Below are 23,219 nucleotides of genomic sequence, written 5' to 3'. Positions count from 1 at the left end.
TCTTACTCTTATACTTTACAAAAAGAAAAATAGGGCATAAAGGAAATCAATCCCCTATGTCCTATTAAATGTACTATAAATTAAACTATATCCATTATAATTCTTACTTGCCCATGTATGCTGAGCTCCTTCATCTCTAAGCCTTTTCATCTTATCGGGACTACTGCTATTATGTATCGCATTAAACATATCATCCAGTTCACTCATTATCCCTACAACTCTTAAATCACCTTCATCTAACACGTATAAGGAGGAATGTACTAATATTGTAAACACTATTTTATAACCTCTTATATAAGGATTCTTACCATCGTTTTCAATGTTTGTCATAACAATACTCAATATACTTATAGCTTCATCATCACCAGGTACGGAGTTACAGAATAATATATTCTTGTTAATTAATAATGCTGCATCTTCTATATCCGGCATATCTAATGCATCTGGTGTATTATAGTATAATAATTTGCATATCGTTTGATTTTCACATATCATCTTTGAAATATCTTTGATAAATTTATTCATCTCTTTATATTTACTCATCCAATTACCCCTTTATTTATCCATCATTCCTTTTATTCTTAATAATTTCTTTATGATTATATCCCCACAAGTTGCAACAAAATAAAAATATCCTTTAACCTTTGTATTAGTTACTAATCGACAACTTGTACTGGTTATATTATCTATCAAAGTTATTAATACATTAGGATCTATATTATTCTTCTCAATAGCCTTTTCTAATGTGAATGTAAATACTTTTACAGGTTCTAAATTAGTGTTATTGTCTATAACTTTAAAAGTACGTTTTGCCTCAAGTGTTATTGTATCAACTAATGGAGTAATAGAATAAGGTATTAAAACCACTGGAGGACTTTCTGGATCTTCTGGAATATCTGTATTGCAAGTATCATTAAAGGCTATTTCTAAAGCCTTATCATCATCTGTAATGAATTGTCCTTTCTTACAATATAACTGTATTAATCCATGTGTTTCTCTTGTGTACCCCTCAATTTCCCATGGAATACCCATGAGGATTAAACGATTATTATAAGTAATCTTCCTATGGGGTGCAATGTCCCTTATGGATAATTCTATTTTCCCATCTATTGTGGATATAATTTTACCTTCATTAATAGATTGAGTTGAAATTTCTACTATTGTAGGAGCCTCAAATACTCTCTCACCTTTTACATAGAACTTAAGAGTGTGTTGTGCTTTCCTCATTGTAGCTTTATATATAGTATCAGTTTTAGATACTTCACCAATGATTAACCAGTCATCATCCTGATATTGAATTAGATCCCCGGTATTAATAACAAAGTCTGATATGATAGTTTTATAATCAATTACTTTATCTGCATCCTCTTGAATCAATGCCTTTTTATCTATATCATTAACCTTTATATCTTTTAAATCCATAAAATATAAATACACTTCCATATGATCTGAGCATGTATCCACCTTAATTATTTTATAAATTACATTATCAATATTAAGATAAAAATTCTCATACATAAGTGGTTCGATATAATCTACAAACAATAATTTTGTGCATTTATAGTCGTAGCCTTCTTTATTTATAGTGCTTGTATGATCTTGAAAATCACACAAGGTAGATTTAATAAGTGTATTTGTATATGAACTACCTAGTATTTTTACAATTGTATCATCAAACATTTTTGCACCCTCCTTAAAACATAACTATTGATGGTTTAGGTAACATTGCTTTTATTTCTCCTGGAAATATCTCGTGTACAAGATAGTAAGCCTCTTGTCATAGCTATGTTTGCACATAAACTACATATAAACAATGTAGTTTATAATTTTTCATATAACTTACCTCTAAGAATCTCTAATTGCTCTTTTAACTTCCTATTCTCTTCTTCAAGTTCTTTAATCTTTTTATCCTTAGCCATTATGATAATGTCTTTAGATTTAGCTGTTTTATCATATTTAGCTCTTTGATTCATAGTCCTACTCGTTTGATTATCCCTAAGTTCCTCAATTCTTTTCTTAGTCTCTTCATTATTATAAAGAAAAGTTTTAGAAATCCCACCTAATTGAGAAACACTATTGAAGTTGATTTTCTGTTCAGTCAAAGAAAGTTCCCTAATGGCTTTATCCACCTTTTCCAAAGTAATCTTACTTTTATTTTTTGCATATTCTTTTAATCCTTTAGTATGGTCTGCCATTATGAATCCTCCCTTGATTTACCGTTCTTATGAACCAACTTTTGTTCTTTAACTTTTCCTAATGTTTTCTCTAATATATTTAGATACTGCTTATTCTTTTCTGACCATAATTCTCTGCCAAATTTATCACTAACTTCAATCTGTGTTTTAACTTTTAGTATTTCTTCCTCGTATTCGGGGACATTTTCGGTAGTAGTACAGAAACTTGCACAAGTTAAACAATGGTTCATTTGTTGCTTACAAGGGATTTTAGAAGCTTTAAAACATACTCCAAATGGTACTCTTACAGCGTCTAAATTCTTTTTAACATATTCATATCTAATAAGATTTTCTCCTGCGTCAGTTGATGTATCTACCTCTATAAGTTCATTAGTTTCAGTATTTACTTTAAAGAGTTCTAAATCCTCGGTATTCTTCCATTTCTCGTAAAGCATATTCTCACTAACAGTAGCATAATGAACTGTCATTTGAATGCTCTGATGTCCTAAAATCTGTTGTATAATACTTATTCCCATGCCTTGTTCTACATATTCCTTAGCCCTTGTATGTCTTAGTGAATGTAGTCTAAAGTGATATAACTCACCATTAATATTTCTAATTTCTTTTTGTTCAATTAGCCTTTTAATAGTTATTAATAATGATGCCTTGTTTAACGGTCTTCCTTTTAACTTTCCTTCATAAGTATTAAATAAATACTTCTTTGGATTATTTTCTTCTGTACTTAACTCCTTAGCTTTATCAATAGATTTTTGAACCATTTCAGCAACTTTATCTCTTATAGGTATTTTAAGTAGTGCTATATCTGTTTTGGTTATTTCACCACATAAGTAGTAGTTATAGCTTTGCTCTTTGTTATTCCAAATTTGTTCTAAGCAATTATGATATCTAAGATTTAATATATCAGTACCACGCCATCCTGTTTCTCTAAGGAGAATATAAATAGATATATACTGCGGTCTATCTAAATCCATAATGTTATTATCTAATTGTTTTAATATAGGCTCTGGGATAAATTTAGCTTTCTTAACTTCATCTTTATTTAATTCTCTTTTAGGAATATCATCTTGGAATATTAAAAATGATATCTCTTTTTTAGGAGCTTTATCATATTGAGCCATTTGAATATATTCTAAGAATGTTCTAATATAAGATATAAATTTACATCTGTATGTTGGGTTTTTGTCTTTATAATCATTGCCCAACCAATATAAATAGTTTTCTATATCTTGTCTTGATAAATTTTCCATAAATCCATTTTTATATCCATTGGAATAAAACTTATTAAAGAAATAATTTAAATTATTTGTAATCTGAACACAATGATTCCAACTCTTTTTAGTTATAATAGTTTTAAAATATCGTTTGACCATATCTCCATAATAAACAGGAATATTATTAAAATTAAGTTGATTATTTATTGCATTATTAGCACCACTTGCAGGTATTTTAGCACCTCTAATATTCTTTGAATACCATATATCTTTTTCGGTTTCTTCTCTATCATCATAAAAATCTTTAATAAAATCGTATAGAGAGCTTAATATGGAATTGCAAATATTTAAGCTATTATCAGTATTTATATTTGATATTAATAAATGGCTTTTCCATTTTATTAACAATGCGTTTTTATCTTCAATCATATTAAAACTATTTATATCTTTATATGATTTTTCAATAAAGATTGCCATAGGATTTAACCTATAACTTATATTTAACAACTGTGATTTTTTAAGATGATATTCCTTAAAATTAAATAACACATAATATTTAATTTCATTCTTTATCAGCTCATTTTTAAAAGAAAGAAAGTCAATATATCTTGAAGTATAAACTTTTTTTCTTACAAAAAATTCTTCTGTTAAATCCCATTTATCATTCTCTAGCCAATATCCATTATCTTGCTTCAAATACTCAATTATTTCATCATACTTACTTTGTTGATTACCTTTTATCCGTTGTAAATTTTTCATCTTATTCATCCCCTTCATTGTAAATATCTAATCTCAAATTCGGTTGAGTTTTATTAAACTCTTCCGTTATTTCTTTGTCAGAAGGGTGAATATAAGTATTCATAGTAGTATAAATATTTTTATGTCCTGCTCTTATTCTAAGTAATTCTGGTTGCCAACCCGCCATTCTAAGAGTAGTTATTGATGTATGCCTAAACATATGGGGTGTAACATATATATCAGTTTTCTTTTTTAATGTTCTAAATAAATTATCAACATCAACATAATGCATAGCTTTATACTTGTTTTCACCACTTAGTTTTATGAATATATGGTTAGTTTCAACTTCTTCGGTATGATATTCAGCTATATATTCCATAAACGTATCGGCTAAATTCTGTGATATATCAATCCTTCTTGGACTTGACACTGTTTTAATCTCTGCGTTATTTTCAAGTTCGCCTCTATCTTGTAGGTCTATAATCATGTCACTTATATCAAAATCTTCAATCCATAACGATAAGGCTTCGCCTATTCTCATTCCAGTTTCATATAGCAATATTAATAGAAACTTATCTCTAAGGTTATTACAAGCTCTAACGAGCGTTCCTATTTCGTCCTTAGATATGGTTTTAGGTTTAGACTTAGGGACTTTTAATCTTAATATATTACTTGAAACTTTCTTTTGTTCATGAGCTATTCCATATAAGAAACCTTTAAAGTTTCTACTTGGAGTAGATACAAACTTTTTAAGTCTATCTGAAATGTTATTGCTATATTCCTCGTGTCTTAAAATATAGTCGTAAAACGATAAAACTGCATTTACTATAATATTTACTGTTCTTGGACTTCTTGCTTCATCAACTTGATGCGTTGGAATTACCTTTAAACTCTTATAAGGATTCTGTAACCAGTTCACGAATAAAGCTAAGTCATCAATAGTTACCTTTTGAAAATCTAATTCTCTTTGTTGTAGATATTCAAAGTACAACTTTAAATGCTGACAATACATTCTTAAAGTATTTCTCGCAAAATTGGTGTTATCCTTAAACCTAATAAATTTTAATATTGGTTCTATAGGCAATCCATTATCATCTGCAACAAAATATCTTTCCTTACCATCTTCTGTTTTTACTTTTACTACTTCCATACTTTTATATACACTCCTATAATTCGATTATATTCTACATATAGTTTACTATAGCTACTATAATATTTCAAACTATATATTTAATACTTATCGTTTTATATCTATATAAGAATGTATCATAGAATACTATAAACACGGTCTAATTAACTACACTATATTCCTGGAATTGAATCAATAGCATCTCTATAGGTTACACTTCTTTTAGACTCTGTATATTGCTTTATGCCTGTAGCTTTTTGATTTTTATAATCATATTTTGCTAGTTCAACTATTACATTCAAATAATTTGTTTCAAAAATCACATCACCTTTAGTATATAAAACTCTTAAATATCTGCTTATTTTAATTTTACTATTTTCTAACATATAATTTAGAATTTCATCTTTTGAAATATCTATTAATTCTATATTCAATAAAGTTTTTAGCATTGCTAATATATCCATTTACTCACCTTCCTTTAAGGATTTCAGTAAATCGTCTTTCCTAATTCCAGTATGTTTCAAGCCTTTTTCTTTAGCAATTGCTTGAAGTTCTTTATATTCTAAAGTATCTAAGTCTAAAGTTATATGCTCTTCTGGGATAGCTTCAACAACTTCATAATCCGAATCATTTTTAAGTCTGTTTTGATGTTCCTCATTATTAATTTCCCATTTTAAACCTGTGTTCTTATTTAAAAATAACAAATCTTTTCAACTCCTTATTAAAAAAAATAAGGCACTTGATTAACAAGCACCCTTGATGATATATCCTATTTATAAGCTATTTCAAATAATACAGCATACTTAGCCATAACAAGTTTAGCACCTGATATTACTTGACCCATTGCAATGTCCTTAAAGCCTGTTGTTATTACACTGCCATCTACTACTTTGTCTTCACAGAATCCATTAACATGAGAAAAAGTTTTACCAGCAACAAAAGCTAAACATTCAAAAGAGTCTTTAACTTCTGCCACCATTTTCACTGCTACATAGTTAGATTTTACAATTGTTAAGTTACCAACTTTTGTAACATAACCTAAAGGCATGTCTTGTTCTTTAGCTGTTCTTATAATTTCATCCTTAGCTAAAAGTCCTGCAATTCTTGGAGGTAATACTACTATTCTACCCATTTGAGGTATTTCAAGTTCGTCCATTTTAACATCAAGATCTATTAAATAATCGTATATATTAGTTTTATCAACTGTAGTTTTTGGAATTATGTTAGCTGCTAATACTTCTGTGTATTTAGATAATACCAATTTATCAGCATCAAGAGCAATTTGCATACCCATATCTGTAAGTGTTTCTGCAAACATTCCTGTTGGCATACCCTCAGCTATATCTTTGTGTTCAATTTCAAATTTATAGTTCTTGTCTTGTTCTAGTTTTACCATTACAAAACTTGTATCCATACCATCTGCATCTCTTGATACTGGATTAGTTGCTGTATCTTTTAGAGTAGCAGGAGTCATGATATTAACCTTTACTGAAGTACCTTTACCTAATATATCTCCCTCATATTGTGTTGCACAGAACTGTCTTATTACACTCGCATCTCTTTGGGCTACTAAAATCTCTCTTGAAACTGTTTCTTGTATAAAGTTATTCATAAACATATACTCCTTCTTTGACGGAGGGTTCCACATGATTGAAGGTTTACACATAAAATAGAACGGATTATAAAATCCGTTCTACACGATTATTTATATAAATCTAAAAGACTCTGCATATTTGTTTTCAATTTTGCTTTTGTTTCTTTCTTGTCGCTGCCTAAATAATAAGACACCATTTCACTATTAACATCTGTAATTTTCTTTCCTATTAACATTTCTGACTCTGATAATTCTGAGCCGCTTTTACTTTCTAGTAATGTGGCCGTTAAGTTCTGCATCCTTTTTATATCTTCTTCTGTTGTATTATCAATATTTTTATATAATTTAATTGCGTATGAAGTACATTCATTAAAGCTTTTAATATATTCTTCACTTACATCTTTTTTATATTCATCCTTTAACTCTAAAGTATCAGGTGTTTTTATATCATTATTACTACATCCAAACATCACAATTGACAATAACATAATCCCGATTATTAATATTATTTTCTTTCTCATGTATTGTTTCCTCCTAGTAAATAAATTTTCTAAAAATCTGTTATTGACGCTCCAGTCATAATCACCTATAGGATATTACAAGATATATGAGTAAAGTAGCACCTATATAACATATTTATAGAGTGGTTAGAGAGCCTATGACGATTATTTTTAAGGATTAGGTAGAATAGTATTTCCTTTAATAAATCAATTCTCATATTCTTTATACTATTTTCTGTTGATTGATATACTCTAAATCTTTTGTCGGATAATTTTCTAACAAAATGTCATATACCGTATAATCTACACCAACAGTATGTATTTCATTATTGTGGTTTAAGCTAATAAATGTTACTTTATTTTCACCACATGTTAAATTATATGAATTTACATCTCTAATATCAATTTTAAATAAACCAATACTATTAATGAAATCAACATCTAATAAATATACAATATTATTATCTACCCATAGATAAAATGGTTTATTGAAATAATTGCCGTTTGCATCAATTAAAGGATTTCATTTATAATATAAAACCATAGAATAATTAGTTTTTACATCCTCTTTTATTAAACCCCATTTTTTTAGATACTCTGTTTTTGCATCTGATATTTTAGATAAATCAATTTTTGAGGCTTTTATCTTTTCATATGCTTCTTGAATCTCAATAAATTTTTGAGTTGATAATTGAACAAGTTCTTCGGGTAAATCTTTAGACATTATCTTATCGGGATGAAACTTCATACTCATTTCTTTATACTTTTTACTTATTTCATCTTCGCTAGCATTATAGCTGCATCCAAGTACGTCATAATATTTGTTATAATCAGTATTTTGAATTGATTCTGTATGAATTGTATCGCTTTTTTGCTCCCCATAAGTAAATCCAATAAAACATTTAGGACATGTATACCTTCCTTCACTAGGAACAAATACACTTTTTCTGCAATGCGGACAGATAACTGATATTCCACTATGTTGTCCATATGAAAAGTCATTATTACACTTCGGACAATTATACTCACCATCACCTGGAATGTGGACTGTACTTTTGCATGTCGGACAGATAACATCCTTCCCTGATATTTTCCCTCCATTTTCTATAATATAAATACTACATATAACAAGTACTATTACACATAAAACAAGTATAGTAATGCCAACTTCCAAAATAACTCCCCCTCTTTCCATGAATATATTTATTAATTAGTGATCCATTCCATACTTGAAACTTCTGCCATATTGCCTTGATTAGGTTTAAATACATTTGAGGATATATAACAGGTAGCTGTTATATACACATTATTTCCTTCTTTTAATAAATCAAATACTTCTGTAAAAGAGGTTCTACTACAATATAAATACCATGAATTTGATGGAGTATCATCTGTATTTACTTTAATACAAAAATAATTCGTTTCATCTGTATATCCATAGTTATAATAATCATCTATTGTAGCTAATCCTTCTATTGCAAATTTTTTATTTAAATTATTATTCATATCAAATTGGACATCTTTTGCTTTTAATGTGACATTATTTGTTTTCATGTATTCATTAATTGAAGCATCCGTAGAGTCAGTTTCTATTTCAGCAGTAGTTTCTACTGGAGTAGTAGTCTCTGTTGGAGTTTCAGCTAATGATTGATTAGATTTATTGCTGCATCCAAACATCATAATTGATAACAACATAACGCTGAATATTAATATTGTTTTCTTTTTCACACATTGCCCCCCCTAAATTGTTATTATTTTACTAATTCTACAAAATATTTATATATCCTTCTTTTTATGTTAATTATTTGTTCATATGTTATATACTAGCCTAATTTAATAAATATAACTTAATTCAATTTCAAGTATCTTTTCCCTTTGATTTAAAAGGCTTAAATGTTAGATAATCATATCCCTAATAGGTATTAATTAAATTAGTTATTAGCTTGTAGTTCTTTGGCTGTAATACTTGTCTTATCTCTATTACAATAATAGCCCTATTAAATATATACTAAATGTCCTATCGTGTTGTATAACTATTTATTTTACATATTTTAGTTAACGTGTTCATCATAATTACCTTTAATTAGTATTCATTATTTACAAAATCACTATTTTATCTGAGTGAATATTAATTAAATCTAATTATTTGCACAACAAAAAGACCTACATATCTGTATGTCTAAAATTTTACATAACAAATAAACCTAATTATCTTTTATTTTTTGAAAATAAGGGTTATAATATTGTTAGTTGTGTATTTAGTTTTGAGTCTAAATTAATCTATATTAGCGTACAGATTAATTACTTCTTTCGTGGGTGTCCTTTATTTTAAGGAAGCCCTTTTTTATTTTAATCCCACCCTAGCAGTTTCTTCTCTAATTCATCAAAATCATAAGTTCTTTGGTCGTAATCACAGATAGTGCTAGGTTTTTTAGTAAATTTAGGCTTAACAAACTTACTTTTGATTTTATTAACTAACTTTTCAGCTTTTACTTGCATAGTTTTTTTAACTAAGGTATATAAATTTGATATACTCCCTCGCCGCCGGGATATAATTAGCCCTCTATCTTTAAGTATTTTTAGATTTCTACCTATAGTTTTAACACTTTTATTAAGCTTCTCAGCAAGGTAAGCAATAGATGGGTAAATAGTGTCTTTTTCTCCATAACACATTGATAACATTAGATTATATAGCCTATAAGCACTGTCGGGAAGGTCTGCATCTGTTATTAAATTATTATCTACAATTGTATAATTAGTCATAATTACTTACCTCCCCTTAGTGATGTCAATGGTGAAGTTTTTATAGACATAGCAACTATTTCTTCATCCTTTATTGATTGTAAATATATCTTTGTAATCATGACATTCTCATGTCCAAGAATACGAGATAAACTGTAAATATCTAACTTATTGCGTAATTGTTTCTGAGCAAAATAGTGTCTTATTGTATGAGGAGAACATCTTATTTCTTCCCTTACTCCTGCTATTTTTCCTGCCATTTTTACAACTCTTTCAATAGTTTCAATGGTAAGTTTTTTGCCTGTATTTGATAGAAAATAGTTATCACAATTGATGTTTTTGTCTTTAAAATAAAACTCTTTAATCCTATTATATTTCATCATAATTTTTTTTAATTGTGGGCTTAGACCAACTTGCCTTTGCTTATTACCTTTTCCTTGAATTAAAACATAATTGTCTTTTATGTTAATTTTTAATATACTACAAGTCTCAGCATTTCTTGCTCCTGTGTCAACTAAAAAAGCTATGATAGTTTTATTTCTTGCATTTAAATAATTTAAATAGTCAAAAGCATTTACCATATTTATTATTTCCAAATCAGTAAATGTATTTATTAACGTCTTTGGTTCTCTTTGCCATGACACTTTCAAACATGGATTTTTAGTAACATACTCCTCATTAATACAGTATACAAAAAACGCTCTCATACATTTCAAAATCCCATTTGCATAAGTTTCTGTAAGTCCTTTATCTATTAAAAAGCGAAAATATTTCTTAATATGCAAATGAGAAAATTCCTCTAGTTCAGTAATATTAAATTCCTTTTCTATGTAATTAAAAAACCTCTGATTATTATTTCTATAACTCTTCAAAGTTCTTGGACTAATTTTTCTTATCTCACAATCAAATATAAATTCTTTTAATACTTCATTTATTAACACAAAAAAACACCCTCTCATATTGAAATTATCAATATAATAAGGTGTTCAAATGGTACGTCTATAACTTAGATACATCAGCTTATTCGTATGCCATCATAGAACGATTTATTTAAACGTATACCATAATGCGATTGCCTGCAAACCATCTATCCCTCAAATTCCTCAGGGTACTCTGCATTGTGATAAACGTCCTGTACGTCATCATCATCTTCAAGCGCATCTATAAGTCTTTGCACTTTACCGGCGCCTTCCAGGCTAATAGGTATCATGTTATCTGGTATCATTGTAACCTCTGCAGAAGCAAATTCAAAACCCGCTGTTTCTAACACTTCTCTTACAGCTCCAAAAGTTTCTGCAGCTGTAATTATTTCAAACATTTCCTCTTCTGCATTAAAATCTTCTGCACCCGCTTCTAATGCTACCATCATTATCTCATCTTCATCCATAGTTTCATTTCGTTCTATGATGATTTGTCCTTTTTTAGCAAACATCCAGCTTACACATCCAGCCGCTCCCATGTTTCCACCATGTCTATCAAAAGCATGCCTTACAGTTGCCACACTTCTATTTTTCTTGTCCGTTAGCGTCTTAACTACTATAGCAACGCCTTCTGCTCCATAGCCTTCATAAACTATTTCTTCATAGTTTACGCCTTCAAGCTCTCCGGCACCTTTTTTTATTGCTCTAGTTATTGTCTCTTGAGACATATTATTAGATTTAGCTTTTGCAACTACATCTCTAAGATGAGCATTAATATCTAAATTAGACCCACCATTTTTAGCTGCCATTATTATTTCTTTACCTAATTTTGTGAATACCTTACCTCTTATAACATCAATCTTACCTTTTTTCTGTTGTATGTTATGCCATTTTGAATGTCCTGACATTTGATATCCCCCCCAACTAACTATTTTTCATATGAAATATTCTAACCTTCTCTAATAAATACCAATATTTCTATCAATTGGTTTTAAATACATTACATTCCCATTATATCATAGAAATAAAGCGTTTTTCAAATAAAAAAAGAAAAGTATATATACTTTTCTTCAGACCGTTGACAAACATAAAATGTAAAACACTCTAATTTAAAATTGGAGTGTTTTTTTTCATATTCAAAAAGGATTTTAGGACATCAATGTCGAATATATATAGTATACAAACTTTATAATTCGGAGGGCATTATTATGATTAATGAAAAGAACTTCACACAACAAAAACTAGAAATGGTGTATTTAGAAGATTTAGTTCCTAAAGACCATATTCTGAGAAATATAGATAAATACATGGATTTCTCTTTTATAAGAGAACTGACTAAAAAATATTACTGCTTAGATAATGGAAGACCTGGCGTAGGTGCGACCTTAATTACAGCATAATATCCTCGTAGTAGAGTGAACACTGCTGTAGACCTACAATTATTATTGTAGGTAACTAATATTTTCGAGACCAGCATGAGAGCCTAATATCTTATGGATACTGAGTCTGACTAATACTCCTGCCAGCCTTGCAGTAATGTAACGTTGCGAAGCATAGGTGAAGACGGAGACACTGGCAGTAATGCTACACTTCGGGTCCAGTCATATATGGTTATAATTTCCTTGTATTTAAATTTCGTAACAGATAATCCCTATCCCTAGTTCAGATGGGAGGGTGTAAAAATTTTTTTACCTCAATGTATGTCTACGCGTGCAGAAGGGGGACGACCTTATGGTGGTTGGAGAATGCGTGTGAGACGTATCCAGGTAAGAACTGAAAAGAACGGAATATAGAGGAGACCTAAGTATGATATATAAAGCGAAAATATTGGGAAAGGTGATTGACCTAATTACACTCCGTGTAATAATAATTGGGGACTGATTGCACCGAAAGGGTAAATCAATAAAGATTATGAATGGGTTAACAGCGAGGCTGTAGTACCGTTAGTATCCTATATTAAGAAATATAGGAGAGGAAAGAGCCTTAGACGTGTGATGTATATAAAATAATTTGTAAATTTCTAATTCGCCAAATTAGATGAAAGAGACTATTCGTACAGAAATGAGGAGAGTCAGACTAACGAGTATAAATAATATTTACTTCATAGATATGAAACAGAGATTTGAAGATTTTAAAAATGGAAATATAGATTTGCGTAATTTAAGTCCTTTAGTTTATTCCGAAGAGAATGTTATGCTAGCAGTACGTCAACTTAGCAAGGGTAAAGGAAGAATGACAAAAGGACCAGATGGTTCTAATTATGATACCATAGCAAAAACGAATTTTATTGAGTTAGGTATGATAGTAAAAGACCGTTTACTTAATAAAAAGATGGATTATGTTAAACGTATTTATATTCCTAAAGGTGATGGTAAGAAACGACCTATTGGCATATGCACAATCTGGGATAAGCTTGTTGAGAAGTGTATTCAGCTAGTATTAGACCCGTACTGTGAAACTAAGTTTGTTCCTAGTTCCTTTGGATTTAGGGAGCAAGTATCAACACATAATGCAATAGCAAAAGTTAAAAACCAAACTAATGTTATGCCATATGTCTTATCTGTAGACATGAAGGATTATTTTGGAACTATAGACCCTAATATTATGTATAGGGAACTATGGCATATGGGAATACATGACCAAGTAATATTAAACTATATTTATCGTTTTATTAAGAAAGGTTACCTAGAAGCAGGGTGCAAAATCTATGACCCGAAGGGTTCTGCACAAGGTAGTATTATAGGACCATTATTATCAAATGTGTACCTTCATCGTTTTGATGTATGGTTGCGAGATCAGGGTGATGATTGGCATGATAAAAGTGTTAATAAGTTTCATAATATAGACAATAGACGTTCAAATATGAGAAGAACTAATTTGAAAATTGGTATCCATGTAAGGTACGCTGATGACATTTTAGTTTTATGTAAGAGTAAGAGTGATGCTGAAAAGTTTAAATATAGTGTAACGAAATATCTTACAAAAAATATGAAACTTATTATTAATGAAGATAAAACTAAAATTTATGATTTAAAGAAAGAAAAGATGAAATATCTGGGCTATAATTTTAAGCTTTATCAAAAACGTAGTAGAATAAGAAATGGTAAGGAGCTAATGGTAATTAACAGCTTACCAAAGGATAAGGGGAATTTAATAGTAGAAGAATGTTGTAAAAGACTTAATGATATTAAAAAAATACCTAGTTATGAGAACATCATGGCTTGGAATGTATATATTATAGGATTACATAATTACTATAAAGGTATGAATGAGTTTAATAAATGTTTTGGAAAGTTAGGATGGCGAATTTACAAAAGGTTTTATAATACAATGGAAGGTCGAATTAAGTTTATAACAGAACAAAAAATCAAGAATAATTTTAGAAAGGGTACATATAAAAGTTGGGGTAAAACAGGATACTACATGTTGTATGATATACCAATTGTTCATATAGAATGGGCTAATTGGGAATATAAATTAGTGAGTGCAATAAAAGGTAAAATATGTAGAATCAATCCGTACGATTATGGTGAAAAGAAAAACCATAAGCCTGGTGTATCTCTTAATGATATTAAGTACCTTGTAGAGAGTGCTAAATTATCTCGTCAGGCAAGTAGATTTAGTCAATTTAGAATTAGTAAATATAGTTCGTTACATGGATTGAGTCATATCTCTGGGGAAGTAGTTCCAGTAGAAGATTATCATTGCCATCATATAGTGCCTTGTAATAAGGGTGGTAAAGACGATTATAATAATCTATGCATACTAAGTAAGGAGCAACATATCATACTACATAGTAATAATAGAGCAAAATTATATGATGTGGTTGGAAAGAAGTATCATAAAAGGGTCGAAGAATTGATAAGTTTGCTATAAAAAAAAAAAAAAAAAAAAAAAAAAAAAAAAAAAAAAAAAAAAAAAAAAAAAAAAAAAAAAAAAAAAAAAAAAAAAAAAAAAAAAAAACTTGATTTCAAAAGTGGTTATAAATATATTTGAGTTTTCAGTTTGTCAGACGTTGGAACGCTGTATGCGATGAAAGTCGCCCGTACAGTGTGGGAAGGGGGAAAAGACCGAGGTAGTAATATCAGAGTCTTACCTATCTTCATATCCTATTATACTTTTTAAAATGCTGTTTATTGGGTACTTATTTGGAATAAAATCTGAACGACAACTTGTAAAGGACATTGAAGTAAATGTGGCTTATAGATGGTTTCTAGGACTAAGTCTTACTGATCCTATTCCAGATCATTCAACAATTAGCCAAAATAGACGTAGACGGTTTAAAGGTACAGATGTGTTTCAAAAAATATTTGACGAAGTAGTATTTAAGGCTATAAATCTTAAGATGGTAACCGGTAAAATACTTTACACAGATTCTACACACCTAAAAGCAAATGCTAATAAGCGAAAGCTTGTGAAAATTGAAGTTGAAAAAACGCCGAAAGAATATGTAGCTGAACTTAATAAAGCAGTGGAAGAAGATAGAATAAACCATGGTAAAAAACCTTTAAAGGAAAAAGAACCTGTTACCAAAATAAAAGAAACTAAAGTTAGCACAACCGACCCCGACAGTGGATATATGATGAGAGATGGCAAGCCGGAAGGCTTCTCATATTTAGATCACAGAACTGTCGATAGCAGACATAATATAATTACTGATGTGTATGTTACTCCTGGAAACATAAATGATGTTGATCCTTATATCGATAGATTAGATGTGCAAATAAAAAAGTTTAATTTTAATACAAAATATGTTGGTGCAGATGCTGGTTATGCTACAAATCTTATATGTAAAGAACTATATGAGAGGGAATTAAAATCTGTAATGGGATACCGTAGGTCTCCACATACAAAAGGAATGTACACAAAAAATAAATTCCAATATGTTAAAGAACAGGACATTTACGTATGCCCTGACTTAAGGGCTTTACATTATAAAACGACAACAAGAGAAGGATATAAAGAATATGTTGGTAATGCAAAATATTGCGAGATATGTCCAAATAGAGCTCAATGCTTTTCTGCAAAAAGCAAGTTTAAAACTATTAGAAGACATGTTTGGGAAACGTATAAAGAAGATGTTGTAAAGTTCACCAGAACAGATAAAGGCAGAAATATATATAGAAGAAGAAAAGAAACTATAGAGCGAAGCTTCGCAGATTCAAAACAACTGCATGGGCTTCGCTATTGCCATATGCGTGGATTAGAAAATGTGCAAGAGCAGTGTCTGCTTACAGCAGCAGTGCAGAATATGAAAAAGATAGCTAGCCTGCTATCTTTACTGTTTTTTGATTTTCTAACTAAGAAGATAGTTGTTATTTTAAATTTATCCATAACTCAAAGCGCTATCGCATAATTGCATGTAAAAAGCCCAGTATAATAAAAAAATTATACTGGGTTTGTAAACAACCTGAAGAAAAGTATATATACTTTTCTTACATGTGTTAAATCATCTCCTGCGGAGCTGAAATATTGTTAAAGGATAGAGTTTATAATTTCACTATCATATAATCTATGTTCTAATTTGAAGTACATTTTTGGATCTTCTTCATAAAACAGAGCTTTTCCTGAAGTAACCTGGGTTATTTCTGCCCTTAATTTTTCTAGATTACTAAACTGACAAAGTATTTTAATCCTCACTTTGTCAGTATATTCTACGTTCTCTATATAAAAATTTTCTTTAGCACAGACATGTTGTAGCTTCCCTAGTAAATCGTATTCAATTAGTATATCTATTGAAATACCTTCAACCTTTTCCACTACCCCTGCCTCTTTAATAGCTAGTGATGCACCTTTCGAATATGCTCTTGCAAGGCCTCCAGTGCCTAGAAGAATTCCTCCAAAATATCTGGTAACTACCACCGCTACATCTGTAATATCACTTTTTTTCAAAACTTCTAGCATAGGAATTCCTCCCGTACCTTGAGGCTCTCCATCGTCACTATACCTTTGTATCCCTCTGTTTTCGCCAATTATATAGGCATAAACATTGTGTCTTGCTTGTTTGTGTTTATTTTTAACCGCTTGGATAAATTCCTTAGCCTCATCTTCGCTTTCAACCCTTTTTCCATGTCCAATAAAAATGGACTTTTTCTCTTTAAATTCAGCGATTGATTCATCTTTTATTGTAAAGTAACCCATTTCAATTCTCCCAACTATTACTGAATATTCCAAATAAAAATTTAATATCCCACTCTAATTTATATTTGCTCCATTAGTAATAAAAACCTCTCAGCAGCATCAATTATGTATTTTTTTTCTGTGTTGTCATATATGTATTTTATTTTTGTAATAGCTTTTTCACTTTTTATTTTACCTAGAGATTTTATTGCATAGCTTATTACTTGTGGATTCTCATCCTCTAAGGCTCTAAGTAATGCTCCTTCAGCTCTCGCATCTCCCATTTTACCCATAGCTGAAACTGCCATTCTCCGTACATTTAAGAATTTATGCACGGAAGCTTTGATTAAAATGTTTAAACAAGATTTTTCCTTTAATTCTCCTAATATCCAAACTGCGACTTCTTTATCTTTAGGGTGCATCTCCACATAACTCGTTTTTATTAGCTGCGTTAATTTATTTTTATTATCCTCTTCCATTGAATTCAAGAAATAAATTTTATCCTCTTTTCCTGCTTTAGCAATACTCTTAAAAAGCTCATCAGTATCATTGCTATGCACTAAAAATCTATATTTTATTTTACCATCTATAATGTGTTTTTGCACAATGGCATTATCCAAGTTTCTAATTTTACATATGGCTTCCATAGTTTTCCCTTCCAAAAACAAGAAATAAGATATCTCTTCGTTAGAATATTTACTAATGCACAACCAATCAACGTCCACTAATCCCTTTTTCAAAAGCTCCTCTCCTTACCTTGTAGCCATTTTTTTCTACTTTCCACTTAGTATCTCTGAAATAATATTAATTCCTTCTTCTATTTCTGGTTTTCTTATTTCTGAAAAACTTAATCTAAAGTAATCATTACCTTCTTTAGCATTTTTATAAAATAAAACCCCTGGTGTTATTAAAACTTTTCTATGCTTACACAAATAAAACAATTCCATGGAATTAATCTTCAAACCAGTAGCTATCTTAAAATAAAAATGAATTCCCCCTCCAGGGGTATAACAACTAGCCTTTGCACCCATGTTTTTTTCTATACAAGTTATCATAAAGTTATATTTGTCCTTATAAGCCATATTTAGACGACTTATATGTTCTTTCCAAAGATCCTTATTTATATATAAATCTAAAGCACGTTGCATAAGACTTGAAGTTGATATATCTGTGTTAATTTTGGAATTTTGAATATGCTCCTTGCATTTCTCTGGTGATATCATGTATCCGAGCCTTATTCCTGGTAGAAATATCTTTGAAAAACTCTTTATATAGATAACTCTATCAAATATGTCTAAGCTCTTAAAACTCTTATATTGCTTTTGGTCATATATTAGTTCAGATAAATAATCGTCTTCAACGATATAAAAATCATATAACTCTGCGAGTTCTAATATTCTTAGCTTTTTCTCCAAACTATAGGTGGCCCCTGTAGGATTTTGAAAATAACTCATGGCATAAAAACATTTTATCCTATTCTTTTTCAGTATCTCTTCAAATTGAAGTAAATTCACACCATCCTCTAACATATCAACTTCAAATATATTTGCCCTTCTCCATTTAAAGACCGTTAGTGCCCCACCATAGGTCGGCTTTTCTACAACAACGTTATCATGAACATTTATTATAGATTTTGAAACTATATCAATACCCTGTTGCGCACCTGAGAGAATCAATATATCTTCAGTGTTTACCTTATTGTCCCAAAAAAAACTACTTATACTATTTCTAAGTCCCTCATACCCCAAAGATTCCTTATAGGCAAATGCTTCCGTGCCATCTCTATCTAATACCTCATTTAATACGTCTTTAAAGACTGTTACAGGGAAATATTCACTACTTGTAATTTCTCCTGTAAAATCTATATATTTTTTTAGGTCTTGACCAGAAATTTTTTTTAAGGTATTAGAATATTCCTTTTTAAACTTACTGTTTGTATCCCTTCGTTTAGCGTAAGTTCCGCTCCCCATCTTTTGATACGCATAGCCCTCAGCTTCAAGTTTTTTATAAGCACTAACTACGGTAACATCATTAACCACCAACAGTTTTGATAATTTCCTTATTGAGGGTAATTTTTCACCGTCGTCAACCATATTTTCATCAATCATTTTTTTTATATGCTTTGATATCTCTATATACTTAGGAATTTCGGAGATAAATTTAATTTCATACTTATGCATATCTCCACCTATCTATCCCGAAAATGTTAAACAAAGTAAACATTTTGATTAAATAAGATTTTATCCTTGTTTATCTTAAAATCCCTAATTTCCTTTTTAATAATATTTCTTTCCCATAGTTTATTAAGCAACTCTTCCATTTCTATATCAAAATCCTTAAACAAATCCTCCGTCATAATTTCCTCAGCACTTAAAAACTTATCTTTTTCTCTCATATAGTTTAAAAGCAGGCTACAATTACTCTTAATACTTGAGTTTATGCTTTGTTCTAAAAATGTCATAGTTTCTTGAATTGTCTCCACTGTATTTGATTTTTCAAAAATCAATTTATCAACGCAAAGTTTAAAGTCTTCATTTAAATTAAGCGCCATAGTCATTACATCCTTACTAATCATATATCCCGACGAGTTGACAAATAATCTTGAATACTTCTCTATACATCTTATCGCAGTACTATAGGCCGTATATACACCATCACTTGATAAATATTTTTTACATACGCCAATATCTTTTAAGAGTTTTCCTAGGAAACACATTCCCCATCGCTCTCTATCTACATCCGGGAAAAATCTACCACCGTCGTACCTTACTGTTATATCCATATCTTTTGAGAATATAAGTCTTGAGGATGAGAAAATTCTATGTATATATCCGCCCTTTAGATTATCAGAATAAAGTTGTATGAATTTTTCCTTACCCATGAGTTTAATATGAATAGGAACACCCTTCTCTTGTGCATATATGTCCCTAATCTCACTGAATTTCTCCCTGACAATTACGAAAATATCAATATCTGATTCTTCCCACAAATCGCCTGTTACCATACTTCCAAAAACCATTACTGATAAAACAGATTCGTCGATTTTTATTCTATCTACTACACTATTAAAAGCTTTCTGATATTGCAAAATAGTTTTCATCATTTCCTTGCCTCCCCCAAGTTTTTATGTGCCTTATAATTTTAAAATATGTTTAGGTGTCTTAAAAATCAAATTCCTAAATGAATATTTTATTAACTTTAATTCTCTCATAAAAATCACAATTACTGCACTGATATATATGAACACAAAACTGATCTTTGTCATCAATCTCCATATTAGCAGTATAATCATCATAAAATTCTTGTATTATTCCTTTATCGTTCATTATAGCACTACATTTTTCACAATTACAAATATTCCTTTCTAAATTATTGCAAACAGGACATATTTTTTTCATGATATTACCTCCAAATTCATTATCATATCTATTTTTACCAGTTTTTATTATAATAATCTTAATAAAAAAAAGAAAAGCATATAATTTTCTAATAAAAAAATAAAGAGAATCAAGTTTAATATTAATAACCCTGTTCTCCTTATCATTATGAAAATTATTTACAATCATGCTTTGATAATTTCAGCATGTTATCAACTTTACATCTTAACACTTTAATTAAATCTTCAGAAATTTCATTAACGTCTTCAGCTAAACCTAGAGCATTTTTTATTTCTGAACTGCGTCCAAAATTTGTATTCGACATATTACTTGCAGCGGTTGAAAAATTAATAGATGCAAGGCCTAATGTATATAGAGTGTCTATTAACGGTCTTATGTCATTTTCAAAATACGCACTTGCTTTAAAATCTAGTTGCAATCTATCTAATTCGAATCTTAAAACATTTATATTTACAACCTTATCTGCTAATGATTTAACGTCAAAATTATTGGATATGTCACATATGTCACAGGTATCAAATTGACCATCATTGGGTACCTTATCTTGTTCATTAATATCATTTATAATTTTTTTAATTAGTTTATTGACGTTATACTGATTTATTTTTTTGTTTTTTCTCTTTTCATTATCTGGATTTGATTTTTCTTCTCCCATATCTACTCCTAAGTTCTTTGATAAATGCTTCGGACCTAATATTAAATTATATAAGATGCCCATTGACTTTATTACACTTATGAAGATTTTTTTATAAAAAAGAAATTTCAACTACACTAAAATATATTTTTCACACTTATTATAAACTTCGTCGTCCCCTTGTACTGACATAAGCGTTCCTTCTTCAATATACTCTTCTGTATCAACCTTTGATCCTCTATGCAAATATGCCACTATTGCCTGATCAGTATATGGAATAAGCACCTTAAATTTTTTAAGAGTATATGGAAGGTCTTTACAAGTTTCTTTTAGAAGTTCCTCCAAATTTGTACCATCTTTAGCCGATATTTCAATTGATTTCAAATTCTTATATTTTTCTTTGATTTTCAAAATATTTTCTTGTGAGGCTTTGTCAATTTTATTCAACACCAATATTGTTGGCTTATCAATTGCGTTTAATTCTCTTAGAACCCCATCTACAGCCTCTATTTGTAGTACTGCGTTTTCAGATGATGCATCTACCACGTGCAGCAACAAATCTGAATATACCACTTCTTCAAGGGTTGATTTAAAGGCCTCTACTAAATCATGGGGAAGTTTCCTTATAAACCCCACTGTGTCAGTTACTGCTGCCACTCTATTATCAGGCAATAGTAGTGCTCTTGTTGTTACATCTAGAGTTGCAAAAAGCATATCTGCTTCAAACACTTTTTCTTTTTGCACAATACTTTTTAATGCTGCTACATCGCATAATGCATTTCTAAGTGTTGATTTTCCAGAATTAGTGTATCCAACTAAAGATACTTTTGAAATGCTATCGCGACTTCTCTTTTCTCTTTGCACATTTCTAGTATTTCTTATTTTTTCGAGTTCTTTATTTAATTCATAGATACCTTCCCTTATTCGCCTTTTATCTATTTCTAATTTTTTCTCTCCAGGTCCTCTTGTTCCAATTCCCGCACCTGTTCTTGAAAGTATAGTCCCAAGTCCTGTTAAACGTGGTAATCTATATTTTAATTGTGCAAGTTCAACTTGAATTTTCGCTTCCCTAGTTCTTGCTCTTCGTGCAAATATTTCTAGTATTAGTGTAGTTCTGTCTATAACTTTACATCCAAGTACTTCCTCCAAATTTCTAACTTGAGAGCCTGATAATTCATCATCAAAGATAACTATATTCGCCCTTATTGCTTGCCTAAGACCAGCTACCTCTTCTGCTTTACCTCTACCTATATATAAAGCCGAATCTATTTTATGTCTATTCTGAAGTACTGTATCTATAGTTTCTACATTACACGCTTTTGCAAGTTCTGCAAGTTCTACTAAATCATCCTCACTTTCTATTCCTACTAAAATAGCTCGTTCTGCATCATCCTCAACAATTTCACTTGTTTTCATTAATTTTTCAATATATCTAATTTTGTCTAAAATATCATATTCCATTACTTCATTTATAGTTATTGGTCCTATTTCTTCTTCTATTAAAATGCTCTTTTCTATTCCACAAAAACCTATGTTATACTTTAAATTCTCTTTTTCTCCTATACCAATAGCTACTATACAATCTAACTTTAATTTTGTTAAAGCTGACATATCCAGCGCAGATAACCTAGAATTACCATTTGGGTGAGTGTGTACTACTTTAACCCCCGATAATCGACCTTCTCTTATATCGATTATAGGCAATTCCACTGTACTACTATCACCAATTGCCATACTAATTATTTTACCTTTTCTATCAATTGCAGCGCTAATTTCTCTATCCAAATCTTTTGTTACCTCGACTAGTATGTCTACCAATTCTTCAGACAAAATGCAATCTTTGGAAACCGTTATATCGCAAGCATTTTCCAATTTATTTAAAATTGAATTTTTAACTCCACCAATATTTCCATATATCAACGTAAATCACTCCATTCTAATAATATTTAACAAGTATCCTTATACTTATACTTGACAACTTTCATATAATTTTATACCATTAAAGCATTAATGTAAATATATATAGAGGGTGGGATTA

Annotated in this window: 22 protein-coding genes and 2 pseudogenes; 3 read left to right on the top strand and 21 right to left on the bottom strand. The window is 29.9% G+C overall.

The window, feature by feature from the left end; all coding sequences use genetic code 11:
* Window positions 1-54: 54 nt before the first annotated feature.
* The 14 genes from KTC92_RS02570 to KTC92_RS02505 all read right to left on the bottom strand — a co-directional run bounded on the left by KTC92_RS02570 (window position 55) and on the right by KTC92_RS02505 (window position 11,937).
* Complete coding sequence (locus tag KTC92_RS02570) at window positions 55-543, bottom strand: hypothetical protein (protein WP_220286594.1); 489 nt, start codon at window positions 541-543, stop codon at window positions 55-57.
* 12 nt (window positions 544-555) lie between these two features.
* Window positions 556-1,680 carry a hypothetical protein gene (locus KTC92_RS02565; RefSeq protein ID WP_220286595.1) on the bottom strand — a complete coding sequence of 375 codons (1,125 nt, stop codon included), beginning with the start codon at window positions 1,678-1,680 and terminating at the stop codon, window positions 556-558.
* A 140-nt stretch (window positions 1,681-1,820) separates the two neighbouring features.
* A complete protein-coding gene (locus KTC92_RS02560; protein WP_220287862.1) occupies window positions 1,821-2,195 on the bottom strand; it encodes a DUF6262 family protein in 375 nt (124 codons plus the stop codon).
* On the bottom strand, window positions 2,195-4,165 hold the full coding sequence (locus KTC92_RS02555) for a tyrosine-type recombinase/integrase (RefSeq protein WP_220287860.1): 1,971 nt from the start codon (window positions 4,163-4,165) through the stop codon (window positions 2,195-2,197). The genes KTC92_RS02560 and KTC92_RS02555 overlap by 1 nt, the downstream gene beginning before the upstream one ends.
* A 1-nt stretch (window position 4,166) precedes the next feature.
* Window positions 4,167-5,294 (bottom strand): tyrosine-type recombinase/integrase, encoded by a 1,128-nt coding sequence (locus KTC92_RS02550; RefSeq protein ID WP_220287858.1) that lies wholly within the window; start codon window positions 5,292-5,294, stop codon window positions 4,167-4,169.
* 152 nt (window positions 5,295-5,446) lie between these two features.
* Complete coding sequence (locus KTC92_RS02545; RefSeq protein ID WP_220287829.1) at window positions 5,447-5,737, bottom strand: phage head-tail connector protein; 291 nt, start codon at window positions 5,735-5,737, stop codon at window positions 5,447-5,449.
* Window positions 5,738-5,977: a hypothetical protein gene (locus KTC92_RS02540; RefSeq protein ID WP_220287827.1), complete on the bottom strand. Its 240-nt coding sequence runs from the start codon at window positions 5,975-5,977 to the stop codon at window positions 5,738-5,740.
* A gap of 65 nt (window positions 5,978-6,042) precedes the next feature.
* Window positions 6,043-6,885: a hypothetical protein gene (locus KTC92_RS02535; protein WP_220287825.1), complete on the bottom strand. Its 843-nt coding sequence runs from the start codon at window positions 6,883-6,885 to the stop codon at window positions 6,043-6,045.
* Window positions 6,886-6,974: 89 nt separating this feature from the next.
* Window positions 6,975-7,388, bottom strand: coding sequence for a hypothetical protein (locus KTC92_RS02530; RefSeq protein WP_220287823.1), 414 nt, complete (start codon window positions 7,386-7,388; stop codon window positions 6,975-6,977).
* Window positions 7,389-7,890: 502 nt separating this feature from the next.
* Window positions 7,891-8,541: a J domain-containing protein gene (locus tag KTC92_RS02525; protein ID WP_220287821.1), complete on the bottom strand. Its 651-nt coding sequence runs from the start codon at window positions 8,539-8,541 to the stop codon at window positions 7,891-7,893.
* Between the two features lie 32 nt (window positions 8,542-8,573).
* Window positions 8,574-9,095 (bottom strand): hypothetical protein, encoded by a 522-nt coding sequence (locus KTC92_RS02520; RefSeq protein WP_220287819.1) that lies wholly within the window; start codon window positions 9,093-9,095, stop codon window positions 8,574-8,576.
* A gap of 621 nt (window positions 9,096-9,716) precedes the next feature.
* Window positions 9,717-10,130, bottom strand: a complete 414-nt coding sequence (locus KTC92_RS02515) for a helix-turn-helix domain-containing protein (protein WP_220287817.1) — start codon at window positions 10,128-10,130, stop codon at window positions 9,717-9,719.
* A 2-nt stretch (window positions 10,131-10,132) separates the two neighbouring features.
* Window positions 10,133-11,050 carry a tyrosine-type recombinase/integrase gene (locus tag KTC92_RS02510; protein ID WP_220287815.1) on the bottom strand — a complete coding sequence of 306 codons (918 nt, stop codon included), beginning with the start codon at window positions 11,048-11,050 and terminating at the stop codon, window positions 10,133-10,135.
* A 146-nt stretch (window positions 11,051-11,196) separates the two neighbouring features.
* Window positions 11,197-11,937 (bottom strand): YebC/PmpR family DNA-binding transcriptional regulator, encoded by a 741-nt coding sequence (locus KTC92_RS02505; RefSeq protein WP_220287813.1) that lies wholly within the window; start codon window positions 11,935-11,937, stop codon window positions 11,197-11,199.
* A gap of 300 nt (window positions 11,938-12,237) precedes the next feature.
* Here KTC92_RS02505 and KTC92_RS02500 point away from each other — a divergent pair.
* The 3 genes and pseudogenes from KTC92_RS02500 to KTC92_RS02490 all read left to right on the top strand — a co-directional run.
* Window positions 12,238-12,420, top strand: a pseudogene (locus tag KTC92_RS02500) (IS5/IS1182 family transposase); the annotation flags it as partial.
* A gap of 718 nt (window positions 12,421-13,138) precedes the next feature.
* Window positions 13,139-14,905 carry a reverse transcriptase domain-containing protein gene (locus KTC92_RS02495; protein WP_220287873.1) on the top strand — a complete coding sequence of 589 codons (1,767 nt, stop codon included), beginning with the start codon at window positions 13,139-13,141 and terminating at the stop codon, window positions 14,903-14,905.
* A gap of 232 nt (window positions 14,906-15,137) precedes the next feature.
* A pseudogene (locus KTC92_RS02490) lies at window positions 15,138-16,385 on the top strand (IS1182 family transposase); the annotation flags it as partial.
* A 119-nt stretch (window positions 16,386-16,504) separates the two neighbouring features.
* Here the strand turns inward: KTC92_RS02490 and KTC92_RS02485 are convergent.
* From KTC92_RS02485 to hflX, 7 genes are all read right to left on the bottom strand, one after another.
* On the bottom strand, window positions 16,505-17,170 hold the full coding sequence (locus KTC92_RS02485) for a YigZ family protein (RefSeq protein ID WP_165413409.1): 666 nt from the start codon (window positions 17,168-17,170) through the stop codon (window positions 16,505-16,507).
* Window positions 17,171-17,229: 59 nt separating this feature from the next.
* Window positions 17,230-17,889 carry a HEAT repeat domain-containing protein gene (locus KTC92_RS02480; RefSeq protein ID WP_216302770.1) on the bottom strand — a complete coding sequence of 220 codons (660 nt, stop codon included), beginning with the start codon at window positions 17,887-17,889 and terminating at the stop codon, window positions 17,230-17,232.
* Between the two features lie 33 nt (window positions 17,890-17,922).
* Window positions 17,923-19,329: a PLP-dependent aminotransferase family protein gene (locus KTC92_RS02475; protein ID WP_165413407.1), complete on the bottom strand. Its 1,407-nt coding sequence runs from the start codon at window positions 19,327-19,329 to the stop codon at window positions 17,923-17,925.
* A gap of 26 nt (window positions 19,330-19,355) precedes the next feature.
* The gene (locus KTC92_RS02470) at window positions 19,356-20,252 is read right to left on the bottom strand and encodes a nucleotidyltransferase domain-containing protein (protein ID WP_220285840.1); all 897 of its coding nucleotides are present in this window, start codon (window positions 20,250-20,252) and stop codon (window positions 19,356-19,358) included.
* Window positions 20,253-20,325: 73 nt separating this feature from the next.
* Complete coding sequence (locus KTC92_RS02465) at window positions 20,326-20,547, bottom strand: hypothetical protein (protein WP_165413405.1); 222 nt, start codon at window positions 20,545-20,547, stop codon at window positions 20,326-20,328.
* A gap of 154 nt (window positions 20,548-20,701) precedes the next feature.
* Window positions 20,702-21,202 (bottom strand): hypothetical protein, encoded by a 501-nt coding sequence (locus KTC92_RS02460; RefSeq protein ID WP_216302768.1) that lies wholly within the window; start codon window positions 21,200-21,202, stop codon window positions 20,702-20,704.
* Window positions 21,203-21,313: 111 nt separating this feature from the next.
* A complete protein-coding gene (gene hflX / locus KTC92_RS02455; protein WP_216302767.1) occupies window positions 21,314-23,101 on the bottom strand; it encodes a GTPase HflX in 1,788 nt (595 codons plus the stop codon).
* Window positions 23,102-23,219: the final 118 nt, after the last annotated feature.

Source organism: Clostridium sp. CM027 (assembly GCF_024730565.1).
Lineage (GTDB): Bacteria > Bacillota > Clostridia > Clostridiales > Clostridiaceae > Clostridium_AD > Clostridium_AD estertheticum_B.
The sequence above is the reverse complement of the archived record's forward strand: the minus strand, read 5'-3'. Positions and strand labels throughout refer to the sequence as shown.